We start from the raw sequence: 17,923 nt of genomic DNA on the forward strand, positions 1-17,923 counted from the left end.
ATGGGCATCATACGGCAAGAACAGGAGAATATAATGAGAAAATATAATGTTGCCGTTGTAGGCGCTACCGGAATGGTAGGCAGAAAATTCCTTCAGGTCCTCGAGGAACGCAAGCTTCCCGTGGAAAACTACTATTTGTTCGCAAGTGCAAGAAGCGCGGGAAAAAAAGTAGATTTTATGGGAAAAGAATATACGATTGAGGAGCTTACGGAAACCTGCTTTGACGGCAAGGATATCGATATTGCCCTCTTCTCCGCAGGCGGCGGCACAAGCGAAAAATTTGCACCGTGCGCGGTAAAGGCAGGTGCTCTTGTGATCGACAACTCCAGCGCATGGCGTATGAAGCAGGCCGTTCCGCTCGTGGTTCCCGAGGTGAATCCTGAGGATATCGCATGGAATAACGGTATCATCGCAAACCCCAACTGCTCCACGATCCAGGCTATGGTAGCTTTGAAGCCGCTCGACGACAAATATAAGATCAAGCGTGTGGTGTACTCCACCTACCAGGCTGTTTCCGGCGCAGGTATGGGCGGTTACAGCGATCTTGAAAACGGTATAAACGGCGACGCGCCCAAAAAGTTTCCTTACCCGATCTTTGGCAACTGCCTGCCGCAAATTGACGTATTTGATGAGGACGGCTATACGAAGGAAGAGCTGAAAATGGTCAATGAGACGCGCAAAATCCTTCATAACGACAATATGCGTATCACCGCAACCACTGTGCGCGTACCTGTTTTTCACGGCCACAGCGAATCGATCAATGTCGAGTTCGAAAAGGACTTTGACCTCGACGATCTGAAAAAGACGCTTGCCGATTTCCCCGGCCTTATCGTAATGGACGAGGTGAAAACCGGCGAAGGAAAGGGCGTATATCCAATGGCAACCGAAATTGCCGGTAAGGATGAGGTCTATGTTGGCAGGATCAGGCGCGACCGTTCGGTTGATTCCGGGGTGAACCTGTGGGTTGTTGCGGACAACATCAGGAAAGGCGCTGCAACAAACGCAGTCCAGATTGCACAGAAATGGATGGAGATGCAGGAACAATAAACCGCGCTTGCCGCACGGCCTGCCCCATCGCAACACTGATTTGATAGGAGAAAAACTATGATTTTTAGAGGTTCCGGCGTAGCACTCGTAACGCCCTTTACTGAAGATGGAATCGCATTCGATACGCTTGAAAAGCTGGTCGAATTCCAGATTTCAAATGATACGGACGCGCTGATTGTGTGCGGCACCACCGGCGAGCCGTCTACCATGTCGCTTCCCGAGCAGCACTCTGTGATTGAATTTGTAGTGAAGCAGGCGGATGGGCGTATTCCTGTCATTGCAGGAGTTGGTGGAAACAACACCGCCAGCGTGGTGGAATGTGCAAAGGTTGTGGAAGGCCTTGGAGCAGACGCTATTCTTGGCGTAACGCCTTATTATAACAAGTGCACGGATACAGGGCTCATAGCTCACTTCAATGCGCTTGCAGATGCAACGCAGCTTCCCGTAATACTTTATAACATCCCGGGCAGAACCGGTGTGAACATTTGTCCTGCGGTATACGAAGAGTTATGCTGCCACGACAAAATTGCCGGCATCAAAGAAGCGAGCGGAAATCTCTCGCAGCTTGTGGAAACGGCCCGCCTGACGCGTGGAAAGGCCGCGCTATACAGCGGAAACGACGACCAGATCGTTCCCCTGCTTTCGCTTGGCGGCGACGGTGTGATTTCTGTTTTGGCAAACATTATGCCCAAGTATACGCACAATATGGTTATGAATTACCTGAAGGGCGACGTTGGAGCCGCGCGCGATATGCAGCTTGAAATAAACCCTCTGGTAAGCGCACTGTTCTGCGAAGTAAACCCAATCCCGATCAAGGCGGCGCTGCGCGCTATGGGTTTTGCCATGGGGCCTTTGCGTCTGCCGCTTACGGAAATGAGCGAGGCGCATCACGATAACCTGATCAGGCAAATGCGCAGCTTTGGACTGATTGACTGAGAAAGGCAAAGAAATGATAAAAGTATTGATCAGCGGCATCAACGGAAAAATGGGCCAGATCCTTTCCGGGTGCATTGCTGAGGATGAAAATATGGTAGTTGTGGCGGGAATCGATAAAATGCCGGATGCACGGCAAAATCCCTTTCCCGTTTACGAGACTTTTTCCCGGGTGATCGAATCTGTGGATGTGGTCATCGATTTTTCCCGTCCGGAAGCCCTCCCCGATATCCTTGCTTTTTCCAGCAAAAAAAATATTCCAGCCGTGCTTGCCACGACCGGATATTCGGATCAGGATAAAACAATGATAGCGAATGCCTCCGCGCATATTCCTATTTTCTTTTCCGCGAATATGTCCCTTGGCGTAAACCTGCAAATGGAGCTTAGTAAAAAGGCGTCTGAATTCCTTGGCGACAAATTTGATATTGAGATTGTTGAGAAACACCATAATCAAAAGGTGGATGCTCCCAGCGGTACCGCCCTTGCGATTGCAGACAAAATCAACGAAGCTTTTTCCGGCGGTAAACAGTACGTATATGGACGGACGCCCGATGTGCGCGCAAAACGCGACGTCAAAGAAATTGGAATCCATGCCGTTCGCGGCGGGACGGTGGTCGGCGACCACGACGTATTGTTTTTGGGAAATGACGAGGTGATCGAGATTCATCACCGCGCGATGTCCAAGCATATTTTTGCAGAGGGCGCAATCCGTGCCGCAAAATTTATCCACGATAAACCCGCGGGGCTTTATTCCATGCAGGATATTATATCCGGCATGAAAATTGTCAGCAGCATTTATGCGGAGGATGAGAACGACGCGATCATCACGCTTATTGGTGTTCCGCATGAACCGCAGCATATCGCGGATATTTTTGATGCGTTGGCTAAAAACAGCGTTAACCTCGATACAATCAGCCAGGCGTATCCCCAGGATGGAAAAGTCGATATCGTTTTCTCTATCTCCTCTTCCGATATCGAGATCGCGAAATCGGTTCTGTCAGAATTTGACGGTCTCAGGTATGACTGTGTTACGGATATTACAAAGCTCACCATTGAGGGCGAAGGAATGCAACGGCAGTTTGGCGTTGTCGCCAGGCTTTTCTCCGCGCTTGCGGCAGATCATATTAAAACTTATATTATGACGAACTCCCAGACGCGGATTTCATTTTGTATCGGCAGCAAAAACACGACGAAGGCAATTACTGCCGTTACACAGGCTTTTGGCCTGTAACACAAATCAAACGAGGTAAATTCATTGAAAAACTATGATGTTGCAATCATCGGCGGCGGTATCAGCGGAATCATGAGCGCTTACCGCCTGACCGAGTCTAACCCTGCCCTTAAGGTGGCTCTTCTGGAAAAAGGCCATTCAATCACAAAACGAATATGCCCGATTATCAAAAAAACAGCGGATCATTGCGTAAAATGTGATTCGTGCGCCATCATGGAGGGCATGGCCGGAGCAGGCGCTTTTTCGGATGGCAAATATGTGATTTCTACGGAATACGGCGGCTGGCTCACAGACTTTCTGGAACCGGAAACGGTAATTGATTATATTGAGCAGGCTGATAAACTTCTTGTCTCGTTTGGCGCAACCACCGAGCGGTATCAGCCGGATAATGAGCTTAAAGCAGAGTGCCTGAAATACGACCTGCATATGTCGCAGGCGCAATTAAAGCACCTCGGTACGGACGAAAATTTCGATACAATGCGCCGGATGATTGAGCACATCGCAAAAAAATGCGATATCTTCACCGACACGGATGTAGCCGATGTTGACGCTTCTTCCCACATCATTTGTGCGAAATCCAAAACGGATACATTTGAACTGCAGGCTACCGACATTATTTTTGCTGTCGGCCGTGCAGGCAGCCAGTTCTTTACGCAGTGGTGCAAAAAAAATGGCGTGCGCCTTACGAACAACCAGGTGGATATCGGCGTGCGCGTCGAGCTCCCTTCAAGCGTATGGGAGCACTTTTCCAAGCGCATCTACGAGCCCAAAATCTGGTACCGCAGCAAAGCCTATGGCGATACGACGCGTATGTTCTGCTTTAATGAGCGCGGCAATGTGGTTACGGAAAACACAAACGGCGTATTGACTGTAAACGGTCATTCCTACCGCGATCAATCGCGTAAAACGAATAACTCCAACTTTGCACTGCTTACCACGATTCGCTTTACAGAACCCTTTAAAGAGCCGATTGAATATGCGCGGCACGTTGCAAGCCTTGCCAACCTGATCAGCGGCGACAGCGTACTGGTTCAGCGGTTTGGAGACCTTCTGGCGGGACGGCGTACGGATACCAACCGTCTGTCGCAGTCCACAACGCGCCCTACGCTTCACGCGGTGCCCGGAGACCTGAGCCTTTGCCTGCCCAAGCGGCAGCTTGACAACATCATCGAAACGCTCTACGCGCTTGATAAAATAGCGCCCGGAACAGCAAACTACGATACCCTGCTTTATGGTATCGAATGCAAATACTATTCCGCACGCCCCCTTGCCCACGATTTTGAGCTCGACGGTTTCAAGAATGTCTATGCTACCGGTGATGGTGCGGGCTTTACCCGTTCCCTGTCCCAGGCTGCGGCCAACGGCCTTTACGTGGCGGATAAAATCCTGAAACAGTTCTGACCTGAATGATTGAAATATAAAAAGGCATTGCAGCTGCAATGCCTTTTTATTTATTGATAACCCAATCATTTGATCCCAATGTCTTTTCTGTAAAAGGCGTCGTCAAACCTGATTCGTTTCACGTTATCGTATGCTTTTTCGCGTGCCGCTGGAATATCTTTTCCCATAGCCGTAACGCCAAGCACCCTGCCTCCGTTGGTATAAATACCGCCATCCCTAGATTTGGTTCCCGCATGGAATACGACAACGTCTTCATCCACTTTATCAAGGCCTGTAATCAGCTTACCGCTCTCATATTTCTGCGGATATCCGCCGGAAGCCATCACAACGCAGACCGCGCTGCCATCTTTCCAGTCAAGCTCGATTTCATCAAGCGTTCCGTCGATCACTGCGTCAATGATATCGAGCAGGTCTGTTTCCAGAAGTAAAAATACGGATTGCGTTTCCGGATCGCCAAGGCGCGCGTTATATTCCAGCACCTTGATGCCCTCCGGCGTGAGCATAAGCCCAAAGAAAATAACCCCTTTGAATTCCCTGCCTTCCGCATTTAACGCCTCTACTGTCTTCTCAAAAATATCCTTCTGCGTTTGCTTCTGCATTTGCTGCGTGAACTTGGGCGAAGGACAGAATGTGCCCATACCGCCGGTATTCAGCCCTTCATCGTTATCATACGCGCGTTTGTGATCCTGTGCGGAAAGCATTGGCAAAATTGTCTTTCCATCGCAGAACGCGAGCACGGAAACCTCAGGGCCTGTCATGAATTCTTCGATCACCACCTGCGATCCTGCAGCGCCAAATTTTTGATCCAGCATAATTTCCTGTACCGCCTGCTTTGCCTGTGCAAAATCCTCACAGATCAGTACCCCTTTGCCAAGCGCAAGGCCATCTGCCTTTACGACGATTGGGTACTTTGCGTTTTCAAGGTAAGCGATTGCCGCATCCGCATCGTCAAACACTTCGAAATCCGCCGTCGGAATACCGTACTTTTTCATAAGCCATTTGGAATAGGACTTCGACCACTCGATCTCCGCCGCGGCCCTTGTTGGTCCAAACGCCCTTATTCCAGCCTTTTGCAGTGCGTCTACCATGCCGAGCGCAAGCGGATCATCCGGCGCGACAAATACAAGATCCATGCCGTTTTCCTTCGACCATGCTACGATGCCTTCCACATCGTCCGCTTTTATGGGAACGCACGTCGCAAGCTGCTCAATTCCACCGTTTCCGGGCGCGCAGTGCAGCGCTAAATCCTCTTTGCTTTGTGAAAGTTTCCAAAGGATCGCGTGTTCGCGCCCCCCTCCGCCAACCACAAGTATTTTTTTCATCTTCGTCTCCCGTCCTATTAGTGCCTGAAATGCCTGATTCCCGTGAATACCATTGCGATCCCGTTTTCGTCGCACTTTTTAATGGAATCTTCATCACGAATCGAGCCGCCCGGCTGGATGATTGCCGTGATACCCGCCTTTGCAGCAGCTTCCACGCAATCGTCAAATGGGAAGAATGCGTCCGAAGCCATAACGGCCCCCTTTGCTTCCTCGCCGCTCCGTTCAAGCGCCATTTCCGCCGCCCAGATACGGTTGGTCTGTCCCGGGCCAATGCCCAGCGTACCCATTCCCTTTGCAATCGCAATCCCATTGGATTTTACATATTTTACAACCTTGAATGCAAACTCAAGATTCTCCATTTCCTCGTCCGTTGGTTTGCGCTTGGTCACTACCTTAAATTCTCCGTCAAACATCTGATCGTTAAGCCCCTGCACCAGCAAGCCTCCGAGTACTTTTTTGGTATCGATGCCATCCTTTGGCAGCTTTGCCGCGATGTCCGGCAGGCGCAGCACACGAAGGTTCTTTTTCTGGCATAGAATGTCGAGCGCCTCTTTCGTATAGGAAGGAGCTACAACAATCTCAAGGAATATCTTGCTCATCTGCGCAGCTGTCTTTTCATCAATTTCCCGGTTGCAGGCTACGATGCCTCCAAAAATAGAAACAGGATCGCATTCATACGCCTTTAAATATGCGTCATAGACCGTCTCAGCGCTTCCCACGCCACATGGATTGGCATGCTTTACGCCCACGACCGTCGTCTCTTCAAACTCGCGAAGGCAGTCGAGCGCTCCCGCAGTGTCGTTGATATTGTTAAAGGATAATTCCTTTCCATTGAGCTGCTCCGCGTTAGCAAGGCTGCCCGGCACATAGAGCGGTTCCCTGTAAAAGGCCGCCTTCTGGTGCGGGTTCTCGCCATAACGCATATCCTGCTGCTTTTCATAGGTCAGCGTCAGCTTCTCCGGCAGCTCTTCCGTATCAAGCTGGTTACGCAGGTACTGGCTGATGAGCGCATCGTATGCAGCTGTCGTTTCAAACACCTTGGCGCACAGGCGGAATTTGGTTTTGCGAGATACCGCCCCGGTTTCCCTCAGCTCATTGAGTACGGTTTCATAGTCCGCGCTGTCTACAATCGAAGCAACGTCCTGCCAGTTTTTCGCAGCTGCACGCAGCATGGTCGGTCCGCCGATATCGATATTCTCTATCGCGTCTTCAAGCGTCACGTCCGGTTTTGAAATTGTTTGCTTGAACGGGTACAGGTTTACCGCTACAACGTCGATCGTGTCCACGCCGAGCTCCTCCAGCTGCTTCATATGCTCCTTGTTTCCACGCATTGCAAGGATTCCTGCATGAATTTTCGGATGCAGCGTTTTTACCCTGCCGTCAAGGCATTCCGGAAATCCTGTGATGTCCGATACGTTTGTGACGGCAAGACCTGCATTTTCCAGCTCGCGCTGCGTCCCTCCCGTCGAAAGTATTTCAAATCCCAAGTCGATCAGCCCTTTTGCGAAATCGACGATTCCGCTTTTGTCAAACACACTTAAAAAAGCTCTTTTCGCCATGATTATATCCTCCCAAAAATTATTTTAAAACCTTTACGCGCCGGCCCTCTACCAGAAGCTTTCCATCCGCCATCAGCGCAACCGCCTCCGGTAAAATTCGATGCTCTGTTTCCAGCACGCGCGCCGCCAGCTTTTCCGGCGTATCGTCCTCCATTACCGGCACCACCTGCTGCATGATGATTGGCCCGGTATCTGCTTCTTCGTCTACAAAATGCACGGTCGCCCCGGAGAATTTCGCCCCGTACTCAATGACTGCTTCATGCACCTTTCCACCGTACATCCCCATCCCGCAAAAGCTTGGAATAAGCGACGGATGGATATTTATGATCTTATTGCGGTACGCAGATATCGTTTTCTTCCCAATGATACTGAGATACCCTGCCAAAACCACAAAATCCGCAGCATGCGCTTTAAGAGCAGCAAGAATCGCCTCGTCAAACGCTTCAACCGTGCCAAAGCTTTTTTTCTGTACGACCTCCACCGGAATTCCCGCAGTCTTTGCACGCTCGATGGCATAGATGTCAGGCTTCCCCGCCACAAGGCAGCAAATTTCAGCATTGATCTGCCCGCTTTGGACCGCGTCGATCAATGACTGGAAATCAGTACCTCCGCCGGAAGCCATAACGGCAAATTTCAGCATAGCTCTATGCCTCCATTGCCTTCTGTGATTTCTCCAATCGAAAACGCCCGTTCACCGGAAGCGGTGAGCGCTTCGAGCGCGGCTTCCTCCTGCTCCGCGTTTACTACGACAATCATGCCAATCCCCATGTTAAAGGTATTGTACGCGTCCTTTTCTGAAAGCTTTGCGTCTTCCACCAGTTTTTCAAATACATACGGCATATCCCATGAGCCAAGCTTGATTTTTGCATTCACATTTTCAGGAAGGACACGAGGGATATTTTCGTAAAAACCGCCGCCCGTAATATGGGCGATCCCCTTCACGTCTGCTTTGCCAATCAGGTCTAAAATTGATTTTACGTATATTTTGGTTGGCTCCAGAAGCAATTCTCCCAGCGTTTTCCCAACCTGCTCAATCCTTGTCGTATTCAAGGTGTCGTCCATTTGGTACAACTTGCGCACAAGGGAAAAACCATTGGAATGGATTCCAGTGGAGCCAAGGCCGATGACCTTATCGCCCGGCTTGATCTGCGAGCCGTTGATAATATCCTTCTTATTGACGATCCCCACGCAGAAGCCTGCAAGGTCGTACTCCCCTTCCGGATAAAACCCGGGCATTTCAGCCGTCTCGCCTCCAATCAGGGCACATCCCGACTGCATACAGCCTTCCGCAATCCCTTTCACAATATCTGCCGCAACGCCCGGCACAAGAGCGCCTGTGGCAATATAATCGAGGAAGAACAGCGGCTTCGCCCCGTGACACACCACGTCGTTGACGCACATCGCCACCGCGTCGATGCCTACCGTATCGTTTTTATTCATCGCAAAGGCCGCCTTGAGCTTTGTACCCACGCCGTCCGTTCCGGCAACAAGCACCTGACCGTTTCCAATGTCGTACATCCCGCCAAAGGTTCCAAGGTCTGTAATCACATTCCCGTCAAACGTCTTTTTTACGTGCTCCTTCATCAGCTTTACTGCTTCGTAGCCGCGCTCTACATCTACGCCGGCGTCTTTATAAGTAACTGCCATTCCTGATCTCCTTTTATTCAATCGTCATAAGGTCCATAGTTTCGGTTTCTTTGAGCGCCCGCCTGATATCCACCGGATATTGCCCGTTAAAGCAGCCTGCACAGAAGTTACAACCCGCGCCCTCTACCGTTTTGAGCAAATCCCCGATAGACAAATAATGCAGCGTGTCCGCGCCGATAATTTTCCTGATTTCCTCAACTGAGTTTTTTGAGCCGACCAGCTGGTCGTGCGACGGCGTATCGATCCCAAAAAAGCAGGGACAGATGACCGGCGGCGAGCTGATCAGCATGTGCACCTCCCGCGCTCCCGCAAGGCGCAGCATCTCAACGATTTTCCGGCTGGTTGTGCCGCGCACAATGGAATCGTCTATCAGGATCAGCTTTTTACCGTGCACATTTCTCTTGATCGCATTGAGCTTCAGCTTGACGCCACGCTCCCGCAATGCCTGTGACGGCTGGATAAACGTCCTGCCTACATATCGGTTTTTTGCAAGCGCCTTGGCATATGGAATCCCGCTTTCCGCCGCATATCCGGACGCGGCAGGCGTTGCCGAATCCGGCACATCGCTCACAAGGTCCGCATCGATTGGAAAGGCCTGTGCAAGCCTTGTCCCCATGTTTTCTCTGGAACGATATACGCTGATCCCATCGATATCGGAATCAGGCCGCGCGAAATAGACATATTCAAACACGCAAAGCGCCGTATCCATAGCGGACTGCGCCTGATAAGACTTCAGCCCGTTTTTGTTGATCACGATTATTTCGCCCGGACGGATATCCCGTACAAACTCCGCATCGATTGCATCAAACGCGCACGACTCGGAAGCAACGACATAGCTGTTATCAAGCTTTCCAAGCGCAAGCGGGCGTATTCCCTGCGGATCCCGCACCGCAATCAGCTCGTCCTGCGTCATGATCACCAGCGCATACGCACCGCGCACAACCTTCATCATCGCAGAAATTGCTTTTAGCATCCCATGCTTTGAATAGCGTGCGATCAGATTCGCCATGACTTCCGTATCAATCGTCGTCTGGAAAACCGTCCCCTCGTCCTCCAGCTTTTCGCGGAGAACGGTGTTATTGATCAGGTTCCCATTATGCGCCATCGCGAATTTTCCGCCGCGGTAAGACATTACAAGCGGCTGCGCGTTATCGGCCATACTGTCACCCGTAGTAGAATAACGTACATGGCCGATTCCGATATGTCCGCCAAGGAGTGGGCCGAGGTTATCCTTAAATACCTCGGAGCAGAGTCCCATGCCTTTGTGAAACTTGATGCCCTTACCGTCCGAAACGGCAATCCCAGCGCTTTCCTGTCCCCTGTGCTGCAGCGCATAAAGCCCCAGGTAAGTCGCTTCAGCAGGATCGTAGCGGCGATCGTCCGTAAAGATTCCAAATACGCCGCATTCTTCCGGCATCACGTCGTCCTGCGGCTTCCAGCGTTCATACTCCTTGTTTGGTTCAAAGAGCATAAATTATTCTCCCATGAGCCTTTTGAGTATTTCCTGATAAGCGTCTTCCACATTGCCAAGATCCTGACGGAAACGGTCTTTGTCCAGCTTCTCGCCCGTCTTGGAATCCCAGAAACGGCAGGTGTCCGGTGATATTTCATCTGCAAGGATGATATCTCCGTTGCAACGGCCATATTCCAGTTTAAAGTCAATGAGCTCAATCCCAAACTGCTTTAAGTATTCGGTCATCACTTCATTTACTTTAAAGGAATACTCTGCGATTTTTGCCATTTCCTCCGGTGTCGCGAGCTCCATGGCATAAATGTGATAATCGTTGATCATCGGATCGCCAAGCTCATCGTCCTTATAGCTGTATTCAAGCACTGTGGATTTGAGCTTGGTTCCTTCCGGAATGCCAAGTCTCTTGGAAAGGCTTCCTGCCGCGATATTACGTACGATCACCTCTACCGGAACGATAGAAACGCTTTTTACGATTGTCTCGCGATCAGAAATTTCTTCTACAAAATGTGTCGGAATGCCATGCTTTTCAAGCATCTTGAACATATGGTTCGAGACCTTGTTATTGACGACGCCCTTGCCTACGATCGTACCTTTTTTCAAACCGTTAAACGCTGTTGCGTCGTCCTTATAATCCACGATTACATAATTCGGATCGTCTGTTTTGAAAACTTTTTTTGCTTTTCCCTCATACATCTGCTCTGTCTTGTTCATTTTGATAACTCCTTTTTCAGTTCAGCGTCCGCAGCCACAACTTTAAGCTGCATGTCTTCTTTAAACTTATATAATAAATCGCTTAATGTATCATATTTTAACGCGAGAATCTGCACTGCTAATAAAGCGGCGTTTTTTCCGCCGTTGATGGCTACCGTAGCCACCGGAATCCCCTCCGGCATCTGCACCGTGGATAACAACGAATCGAGTCCGTCCATGGTTGACGACTTGATTGGCAGTCCGATTACAGGTAAAATGCTGTGTCCGGCGATCACCCCTGCAAGGTGCGCGGCTTTTCCTGCGGCTGCAATGATCACTTCCACGCCGTTATCCTTCGCGTGGTTTGCAAAATCTGCAGCAAGCTCCGGCGTCCGGTGTGCGGACATGATATGCGCCTCTACCTCAATCCCAAAATCCTTCAATGTGTCGATCGTCGGCTGCAATACCGGCAGGTCGCTTTTTGATCCCATAATCACTGCAACTTTCATTTCTGTTTCTCCTTCAGTTTTACTTACTAATCTGAATTAAGTTTATAAGCCGGCAGATGCCGGCTTATAAACAAATTCTATTCTGTTTTAGATAACCGCCAGTACAATGAAGTTCAGGATGAACAGGATTGTAGAAACGATAAGGATCGGGTGAAGCTCCTTTGCCTTGCCGCGAACGATTTTCACGATGCAGTAGAACAGGAAGCCTGCCGCGATACCATAGGAAATGCTGTAGCAGAGAGCCATGAACACTCCTGCAAAGAATGCCGGAACCGCTTCTTCAAAGTCGCCCCACTTGATTTCCTTGAATGCGGACATCATCATGATACCGACTGCGATGAGCGCCGGCGCTGTCGCTTCCGACGGCACAATGCCCATAACCGGCGCAAGGAACATACACGCTAATAGCGCAATCGCCGTTACAAGGCTCGTTAGTCCCGTGCGGCCGCCCGCGCCGATACCTGCCGAACTCTCTACATAGGTTGTGGTATTGGACGTACCCACAACAGCACCGATTGAAGTAGCGATTGCATCCGCAAACAGCGCTTTATCCATTTTGGATTTGAATCCCTTGCTGTTTTCCATCGTCTTCATATCGTCCGCGCTGAAGATTCCGCTGCGGCGGCCCGTACCGATGAATGTACCGATCGTGTCAAACGTATCCGATATACTGAATGCAAAAATTGTCATAATGACCATTAGTATCTTGGATGGATCGGCAAATAGGGTTTGCATCCCCTCCGGCCCAAACGCCGCGCCAAACGTTACTCCCAAATCCTGAAAGGAAGCGGAAAGGCTGTCCGCAGAGAGACTGATGGCGGAAAGGTCTACAACGCCCAGCGGGATGCCAATGATTGTCGTAGCAACGATACCGATCAGGATCGCACCCTTCACTTTTGCAACGAGCAGGATGATCGTAAGGATAAGGCCGATCAGCGCAAGGATAAGCGCCGGCGAATTGAACACCGCCAGTGCAGGAACCGCTCCGCCGCTCGATACTACGCTTGTGATTCCTTCGTAAGTCGCGCCTGCGGAAAAAGCCGAACCGTTGATAGACATAATCGTACCCGGATCAGATGTGAACTGCACCAGGTTGGCGTTTTTGATTCCGATATAGGCGACAAAGATGCCGATACCGCCGCCGATCGCGTGCTGCAATGATTCCGGAATAGATTTGATAATTGCTTTTCTGAGTTTTGTGACCGTAATCAGGATGTTTACGATACCACAGATGAAAACCATTGCGAGAGCCTGTTGCCACGTGAATCCCAGCGCAAAACATACCGTGTAGGTAAAAAATGCGTTGAGGCCCATGCCCGGCGCCTGTGCATATGGCACGTTCGCAAACAATGCCATAACGAGCGTACCGATCGCAGCGGCAATGATCGTTGCCAAAAATACTGCCTGCGTCGGCATTCCTGTTGCTGATAAGATACTCGGGTTAACAAAAATGATGTAGGACATCGCAAAAAATGTGGTCAGTCCCGCGATCACTTCGGTTGACGCCTTCGTGCCGTTTTCTTTCAGCTTGAAAAACTTCTCCATATGATACCTCCTACAATTAAGATAAAAAATAAGTATAAAAACTCATATCAATATCATACTAAAAACAGCCCGTCCCCGCAACGTATTACCGAATTATTTGCCTAATATATTTTTTATATATCGCAATGGAACGAATATTATTATTCGTCTTTTTTAATATTTCTTTTATACAGGCGTTTCTCTTTTCTGTTTTTTCTTTTTTACGTATCTAGATTATTTACCATCCCAGACTAAAAAACAGAAACCAAAAAGGGCCCCGACAGTTCAGCCATTTAGCCCTTTTAAGTGTAAGGATAGAGTTATTTTCTTTGCTGCAAGCCTATTCCGCTTAATGCTTTCTATAGCAACGCAAAATTGGCGTTTTCAATGATTGATTTCATCTGGCATAAGCAAAATGGATGCCCTGCCGGATCAAACATCACTCTCCAACCATCAGAAAATTGATCATCTGCAATCGTCGCTCCGCAATCGACTGCATATTGAACCGCTTTTTCCAAATCGTTAACGGCAAAGTCCAAGTGCGCCATTTGCTGCTGGGCTTCCGGCTTTTCCGGCCACACCGGCGGTTCATACGCAGGATTCCGCTGAAACATAATTCCAGGATACATCCCCTGCTCCGTTCCCGGAGCGCCTACGCATGCCCAATCTTCATCATGAAACGGTATTTCCCACTTGAGAAGAGCAGCATAGAATTTAGCCAATTCATAAGGCTCCAGGCAGTCTACCGTAAATGTGTACAATTTGATTTTCAATTCGTTCTCCATTGTTTGAACCCCTCCAAATTCAGATTCCCTGTATGCTTCTGGCTTTATTTCTTTTTCCCTGTCCTTGTTTCGAAGGATACTTCAATCTCCGTTCCACGCGACAGCTTTTCTTTTGAACGTATTTTTGCAGGTAACGCAATGAAATGCCTTCCATCGCCTTTGGGTAATAACGACGTCTCCCAGCTTGAACTGCCAATCTTTGCATTGACCGCAATAAACCCAAAATTAATAGCAAGGTACTCAAGGGGCTTGCTCAATTCGATTGGCACAAGCACATAGTGCCAGCCTCCCTGCATTTCAAAGCGTTCAATTTTCGCTGTAAAAATATGTTCCATTATTCCTCATTCAAAATTGAGAATAGTATCTTTCATTCGTTTCTTCTGCTACCGTTCCTAAATCTGATTACTTTATTATATCATATAAAAGGTACTCTGATCGTTGTTTTCGTTAAATCATGATTTTTCTATGTTATCAACAAATTTTAAGACCCAATTTATCTTTGCTTCTGTTAATCATTGGTCCATCTGTTTTAAAATATTTTATCCTCCACTTACATATTACAAATATCATTTTGTCGCACCATTTTGAAACTCTCAACCAGCTTTTATATCAGTTCGTGACATTAATGACTTTAATGTTCTTCTTTCCAGCATATTTTACCGTCTGCGCCGTTCCACCAGTCTCATAGATTTGTGCACAAATACAATGCGCTGATCTATCTACCATGTAGCAGTTTCGCTTTTTCATGCAGCCATCAGTATATTCTTCTGATACATAGATAATCTCGTCTGCCTCATCAAGCAATCCACGATAAAGCCTTTTCTGTTCCGCACTCCAAAGCATATCCTGATTTTTACATGGTAAAGCAAATATCAACCGAATATTATTTCCCATTTCTTTTTTTGCCACTACCAACGAAGCCGCGAGCTGATCAAATCCGAGTGCGCCTCCAGATATAAAATCTGTTACGCCCTGACTGATCAGATTGTCAACCTCTTGGTTAAGACGTATTAGTATCTGCTCAATTTTATCTTGTGGTAATTTACGATGTCCTGTAAAGCAACATGTTTGATATTTACTCTTTTTCATAATTCTTAACTCCTTTTAAAATATTATGCACTAATTTTTAGTGCATAATAAGGATGATAGCATACTATTTACTTAAAATAAAGGTGTATTAAGTGCATATTTATTTTAAAGGATGATTCGTATGAAGAAAAACAAACATATTAGCATTAGAATTGATGAAGACGTACTGCAAAAATTTCACTATGTATCAAAATATGAAGATCGTTCTGCCAGCGGACAAATTATGTATCTGATCAATAACTGCATCAGGGAATTTGAAGAAAAGCATGGTAAAATCGAACTTCCGTCGGAAAACACAGAAAAATAAGGCTCGCCGTAAACGGCGAGCCTTATTTTAATCAAGATATACGATAATTATCACTTTTCTGTTTTCTCACTCCCACTCGATTGTGGCCGGCGGCTTACTCGTAATGTCGTAAACAATCCTGTTGATGTGCGGTACCTCGTTGATGATGCGGTTCGAAATCACCCCCAGTACGTCGTACGGGATGCGCGCCCAGTCCGCTGTCATCGCGTCCACGCTCGTTACGCCGCGAAGCGCGACCGTATAATCGTATGTCCGCTCGTCACCCATTACGCCCACGCTACGCATATCGGTCAGCACCGCGAAATACTGCCAGATTTTTTCATCCAGCTCCGCTTTGGCGATTTCGTCGCGGAAGATAAAGTCCACATCGCGCAAGAGATCAAGCTTTTCTTTTGTGATTTCGCCAATCACGCGGATTGCAAGGCCCGGGCCCGGGAACGGCTGGCGCCATACCATGTGACGCGGAAGTCCAAGCTCTTCGCCGAGCTCGCGCACCTCGTCTTTAAAAAGCTCGCGCAGCGGTTCGATGATCTCGTCAAAATCAACATGGTCCGGAAGCCCGCCTACATTGTGATGGCTTTTTATGAGTGCGGCGTCGCCTACCCCGCTTTCCACAACGTCAGGATAAATGGTGCCCTGTGCAAGGAAATGAACCTTCCCAATCTTTTTGGCTTCTTCCTCAAACACACGGATAAATTCCTCGCCGATGATTTTACGTTTCTTTTCCGGCTCTGTCACTCCCGCAAGCTTTGCAAGGAAACGCTCCTCCGCTTTCACATGCACAAGATTCATATCAAACTGCTTTTGGAAAACGTTTTCTACCTCTTCCGGTTCATATTTCCTCATCAGTCCGGTATCAACAAAAACGCAGGTCAGATTTTTCCCAATCGCTTTATGCAGCAATACCGCGCAAACAGAGCTATCGACACCTCCGGACAGCGCCAAAAGCACCTTCTTGTCTCCAACCTTTTCGCGAATCTCTTCAATCGCCTGTTTTGCATAATCGTTCATATCCCAGTCTCCCTTCGCCCCGCATATATCATATAGAAAGCGTTTTAAAATATTTTGTCCCCTTACCGTATGCTGCACCTCCGGATGAAACTGTACGCCGTACAGCTTTTTATCCGCATTGCCAAACGCAGCAACCGGACAGGAGCTTGTTGTCGCCAGAATATCGAACCCTTCCGGCGCTTTGTCAATGTAATCCATATGGCTCATCCAGCAAACAGACTCGTCATCCATATCCTGCAAAAGGACATTATCCGTATCGTATTTGATCTGTGTATTTCCGTATTCGCCAGCCGGCGCAGAGGCCACGTTTCCGCCAAGCTTAAGGCTTAACAGCTGGCTTCCATAGCAAATGCCGAGAATCGGCACGCCAAGCTCGAGTATTTTGGAATCACACACCGGAGCGCCCTCTTCATATACGCTCTTCGGCCCTCCCGTAAAAATAATTCCGATTGGATTTTTTTCCTTGATCCGCTCTATGCTTGCATGATATGGCAGCATTTCTGCATAAACATTCGCTTCACGCACACGCCGCGCGATCAGCTGGTTGTATTGCCCGCCAAAGTCAAGCACGATCACAGTTTCTCTCATCTATCGTGTTCCCCCAGATTATTTCGTCTTTCTTATTCTACAGGTATCTTTACTCGAAATCCACCTCAAATTGCACGGATTTCGCTCCATTCTCTGAAAATTTTTTCCGAATGACTTCCTCAGTCTCTTTGCAGGGTGCTTTTTTTGATCTTACGCTGATATTCCATCCACAACAATCAATGCGAACGCCGCCGCTTATATGGCCTCTTGCAAATTTTTCGGCTTCCTCCAGAAAATCAAGTTTTTCCGCGCTGAGCTTTTCTCCCAACGGAAAACGCCCCGCCATACATTCCCAAGGCTTTCGGATATAATACGCCCTACCTACCGCCCGGAGCATTTCACAGACATCGTCATCCGAATAGCCAAGTGAAACAAACGGGCTCACGAGCGGTACCTCCCCGTCCACCTCGCGAATACAGCTGACCTGTGTCTGTCCTTTTGTCCTGCCGTCAAGCAGCACGCACGCGCCCATGCCCTTTGCCGCCCTCAGAAGCTCTTCTGAAATCATGCCGGAACAGGAATGGCAGCGCTCTGTGCCATTATCGGCGATTTCGCTATTCTCCAAAATAAACACCGGAACTCGCGCATCGCGAAGCTTATAGTCGTCAAGTACCTCGTGTACGTTGTAAAGCACCTCCTGCGTCATAAACGCAGTGTTTGCAGTCAGAGCAAGTATATCCTTTCCAAGCGCTTCCTGTGCCGCACAAAGCAGCAGGGACGATTTCGTTCCTCCGGAAAACGCCACTGCCGCGTCATTATATTGATAAATAAATTCCACAAGCCTGCTGAATTTTTCCTGTGCAGTCATT

Annotated in this window: 18 protein-coding genes and 1 pseudogene; 6 read left to right on the top strand and 13 right to left on the bottom strand. The window is 48.7% G+C overall.

The genetic code is table 11. The features are described 5' to 3' along the window. The first annotated feature begins 33 nt into the window (after window positions 1-33). From CHK_RS05585 to CHK_RS05600, 5 genes and pseudogenes are all read left to right on the top strand, one after another. Window positions 34-1,047, top strand: a complete 1,014-nt coding sequence (locus tag CHK_RS05585) for an aspartate-semialdehyde dehydrogenase (protein WP_046443042.1) — start codon at window positions 34-36, stop codon at window positions 1,045-1,047. A gap of 57 nt (window positions 1,048-1,104) precedes the next feature. Further along, window positions 1,105-1,983 carry a 4-hydroxy-tetrahydrodipicolinate synthase gene (dapA, locus tag CHK_RS05590; RefSeq protein WP_046443043.1) on the top strand — a complete coding sequence of 293 codons (879 nt, stop codon included), beginning with the start codon at window positions 1,105-1,107 and terminating at the stop codon, window positions 1,981-1,983. Between the two features lie 13 nt (window positions 1,984-1,996). Continuing rightward, a pseudogene (gene dapB, locus CHK_RS17155) lies at window positions 1,997-2,752 on the top strand (4-hydroxy-tetrahydrodipicolinate reductase); the annotation flags it as partial. 3 nt (window positions 2,753-2,755) lie between these two features. Next, complete coding sequence (locus CHK_RS17160; protein WP_268904065.1) at window positions 2,756-3,211, top strand: ACT domain-containing protein; 456 nt, start codon at window positions 2,756-2,758, stop codon at window positions 3,209-3,211. 72 nt (window positions 3,212-3,283) lie between these two features. After that, window positions 3,284-4,612, top strand: a complete 1,329-nt coding sequence (locus tag CHK_RS05600; protein WP_046443144.1) for an NAD(P)/FAD-dependent oxidoreductase — start codon at window positions 3,284-3,286, stop codon at window positions 4,610-4,612. A 65-nt stretch (window positions 4,613-4,677) separates the two neighbouring features. On the opposite strand, the gene purD is transcribed toward CHK_RS05600, so the two are convergent. The 11 genes from purD to CHK_RS05655 form a co-directional block, all read right to left on the bottom strand. Continuing rightward, window positions 4,678-5,934, bottom strand: a complete 1,257-nt coding sequence (gene purD / locus CHK_RS05605) for a phosphoribosylamine--glycine ligase (protein WP_046443044.1) — start codon at window positions 5,932-5,934, stop codon at window positions 4,678-4,680. Window positions 5,935-5,951: 17 nt separating this feature from the next. Further along, window positions 5,952-7,493, bottom strand: a complete 1,542-nt coding sequence (purH, locus tag CHK_RS05610) for a bifunctional phosphoribosylaminoimidazolecarboxamide formyltransferase/IMP cyclohydrolase (RefSeq protein WP_046443045.1) — start codon at window positions 7,491-7,493, stop codon at window positions 5,952-5,954. A 19-nt stretch (window positions 7,494-7,512) separates the two neighbouring features. Further along, the gene (purN, locus tag CHK_RS05615; protein ID WP_131924859.1) at window positions 7,513-8,130 is read right to left on the bottom strand and encodes a phosphoribosylglycinamide formyltransferase; all 618 of its coding nucleotides are present in this window, start codon (window positions 8,128-8,130) and stop codon (window positions 7,513-7,515) included. Continuing rightward, the gene (gene purM, locus CHK_RS05620; RefSeq protein WP_046443047.1) at window positions 8,127-9,140 is read right to left on the bottom strand and encodes a phosphoribosylformylglycinamidine cyclo-ligase; all 1,014 of its coding nucleotides are present in this window, start codon (window positions 9,138-9,140) and stop codon (window positions 8,127-8,129) included. The genes purN and purM overlap by 4 nt, the downstream gene beginning before the upstream one ends. 13 nt (window positions 9,141-9,153) lie before the next feature. Beyond that, window positions 9,154-10,611 carry an amidophosphoribosyltransferase gene (gene purF / locus CHK_RS05625; RefSeq protein WP_046443048.1) on the bottom strand — a complete coding sequence of 486 codons (1,458 nt, stop codon included), beginning with the start codon at window positions 10,609-10,611 and terminating at the stop codon, window positions 9,154-9,156. Window positions 10,612-10,614: 3 nt separating this feature from the next. Further along, entirely contained in the window at window positions 10,615-11,322 is a 708-nt protein-coding gene (gene purC / locus CHK_RS16340; protein WP_046443049.1) for a phosphoribosylaminoimidazolesuccinocarboxamide synthase, read from the bottom strand. Beyond that, a complete protein-coding gene (gene purE / locus CHK_RS05635; RefSeq protein ID WP_046443050.1) occupies window positions 11,319-11,810 on the bottom strand; it encodes a 5-(carboxyamino)imidazole ribonucleotide mutase in 492 nt (163 codons plus the stop codon). Before purE ends, purC begins: the two co-directional genes overlap by 4 nt. Before the next feature lie 87 nt (window positions 11,811-11,897). Then, window positions 11,898-13,355, bottom strand: coding sequence for an NCS2 family permease (locus CHK_RS05640; protein ID WP_046443051.1), 1,458 nt, complete (start codon window positions 13,353-13,355; stop codon window positions 11,898-11,900). A gap of 338 nt (window positions 13,356-13,693) precedes the next feature. After that, a complete protein-coding gene (locus CHK_RS05645) occupies window positions 13,694-14,119 on the bottom strand; it encodes a VOC family protein (RefSeq protein WP_046443052.1) in 426 nt (141 codons plus the stop codon). Window positions 14,120-14,163: 44 nt separating this feature from the next. Continuing rightward, complete coding sequence (locus tag CHK_RS15615; RefSeq protein ID WP_052740385.1) at window positions 14,164-14,454, bottom strand: DUF1905 domain-containing protein; 291 nt, start codon at window positions 14,452-14,454, stop codon at window positions 14,164-14,166. 274 nt (window positions 14,455-14,728) lie between these two features. Then, window positions 14,729-15,208, bottom strand: coding sequence for an SLOG family protein (locus CHK_RS05655; RefSeq protein WP_046443053.1), 480 nt, complete (start codon window positions 15,206-15,208; stop codon window positions 14,729-14,731). A gap of 121 nt (window positions 15,209-15,329) precedes the next feature. On the opposite strand from CHK_RS05655, the gene CHK_RS05660 reads away from it, so the two are divergent. Continuing rightward, entirely contained in the window at window positions 15,330-15,515 is a 186-nt protein-coding gene (locus CHK_RS05660) for a hypothetical protein (protein ID WP_046443054.1), read from the top strand. 66 nt (window positions 15,516-15,581) lie between these two features. Here CHK_RS05660 and guaA read toward each other — a convergent pair whose 3' ends face one another. Beyond that, the gene (gene guaA / locus CHK_RS05665) at window positions 15,582-17,114 is read right to left on the bottom strand and encodes a glutamine-hydrolyzing GMP synthase (protein WP_046443055.1); all 1,533 of its coding nucleotides are present in this window, start codon (window positions 17,112-17,114) and stop codon (window positions 15,582-15,584) included. Window positions 17,115-17,163: 49 nt separating this feature from the next. After that, window positions 17,164-17,922 carry an adenine nucleotide alpha-hydrolase family protein gene (locus CHK_RS05670; RefSeq protein ID WP_046443056.1) on the bottom strand — a complete coding sequence of 253 codons (759 nt, stop codon included), beginning with the start codon at window positions 17,920-17,922 and terminating at the stop codon, window positions 17,164-17,166. Between the last annotated feature and the right edge of the window lies 1 nt (window position 17,923).

It is taken from the genome of Christensenella hongkongensis, from assembly GCF_000981035.1.
GTDB lineage: Bacteria > Bacillota > Clostridia > Christensenellales > Christensenellaceae > Christensenella > Christensenella hongkongensis.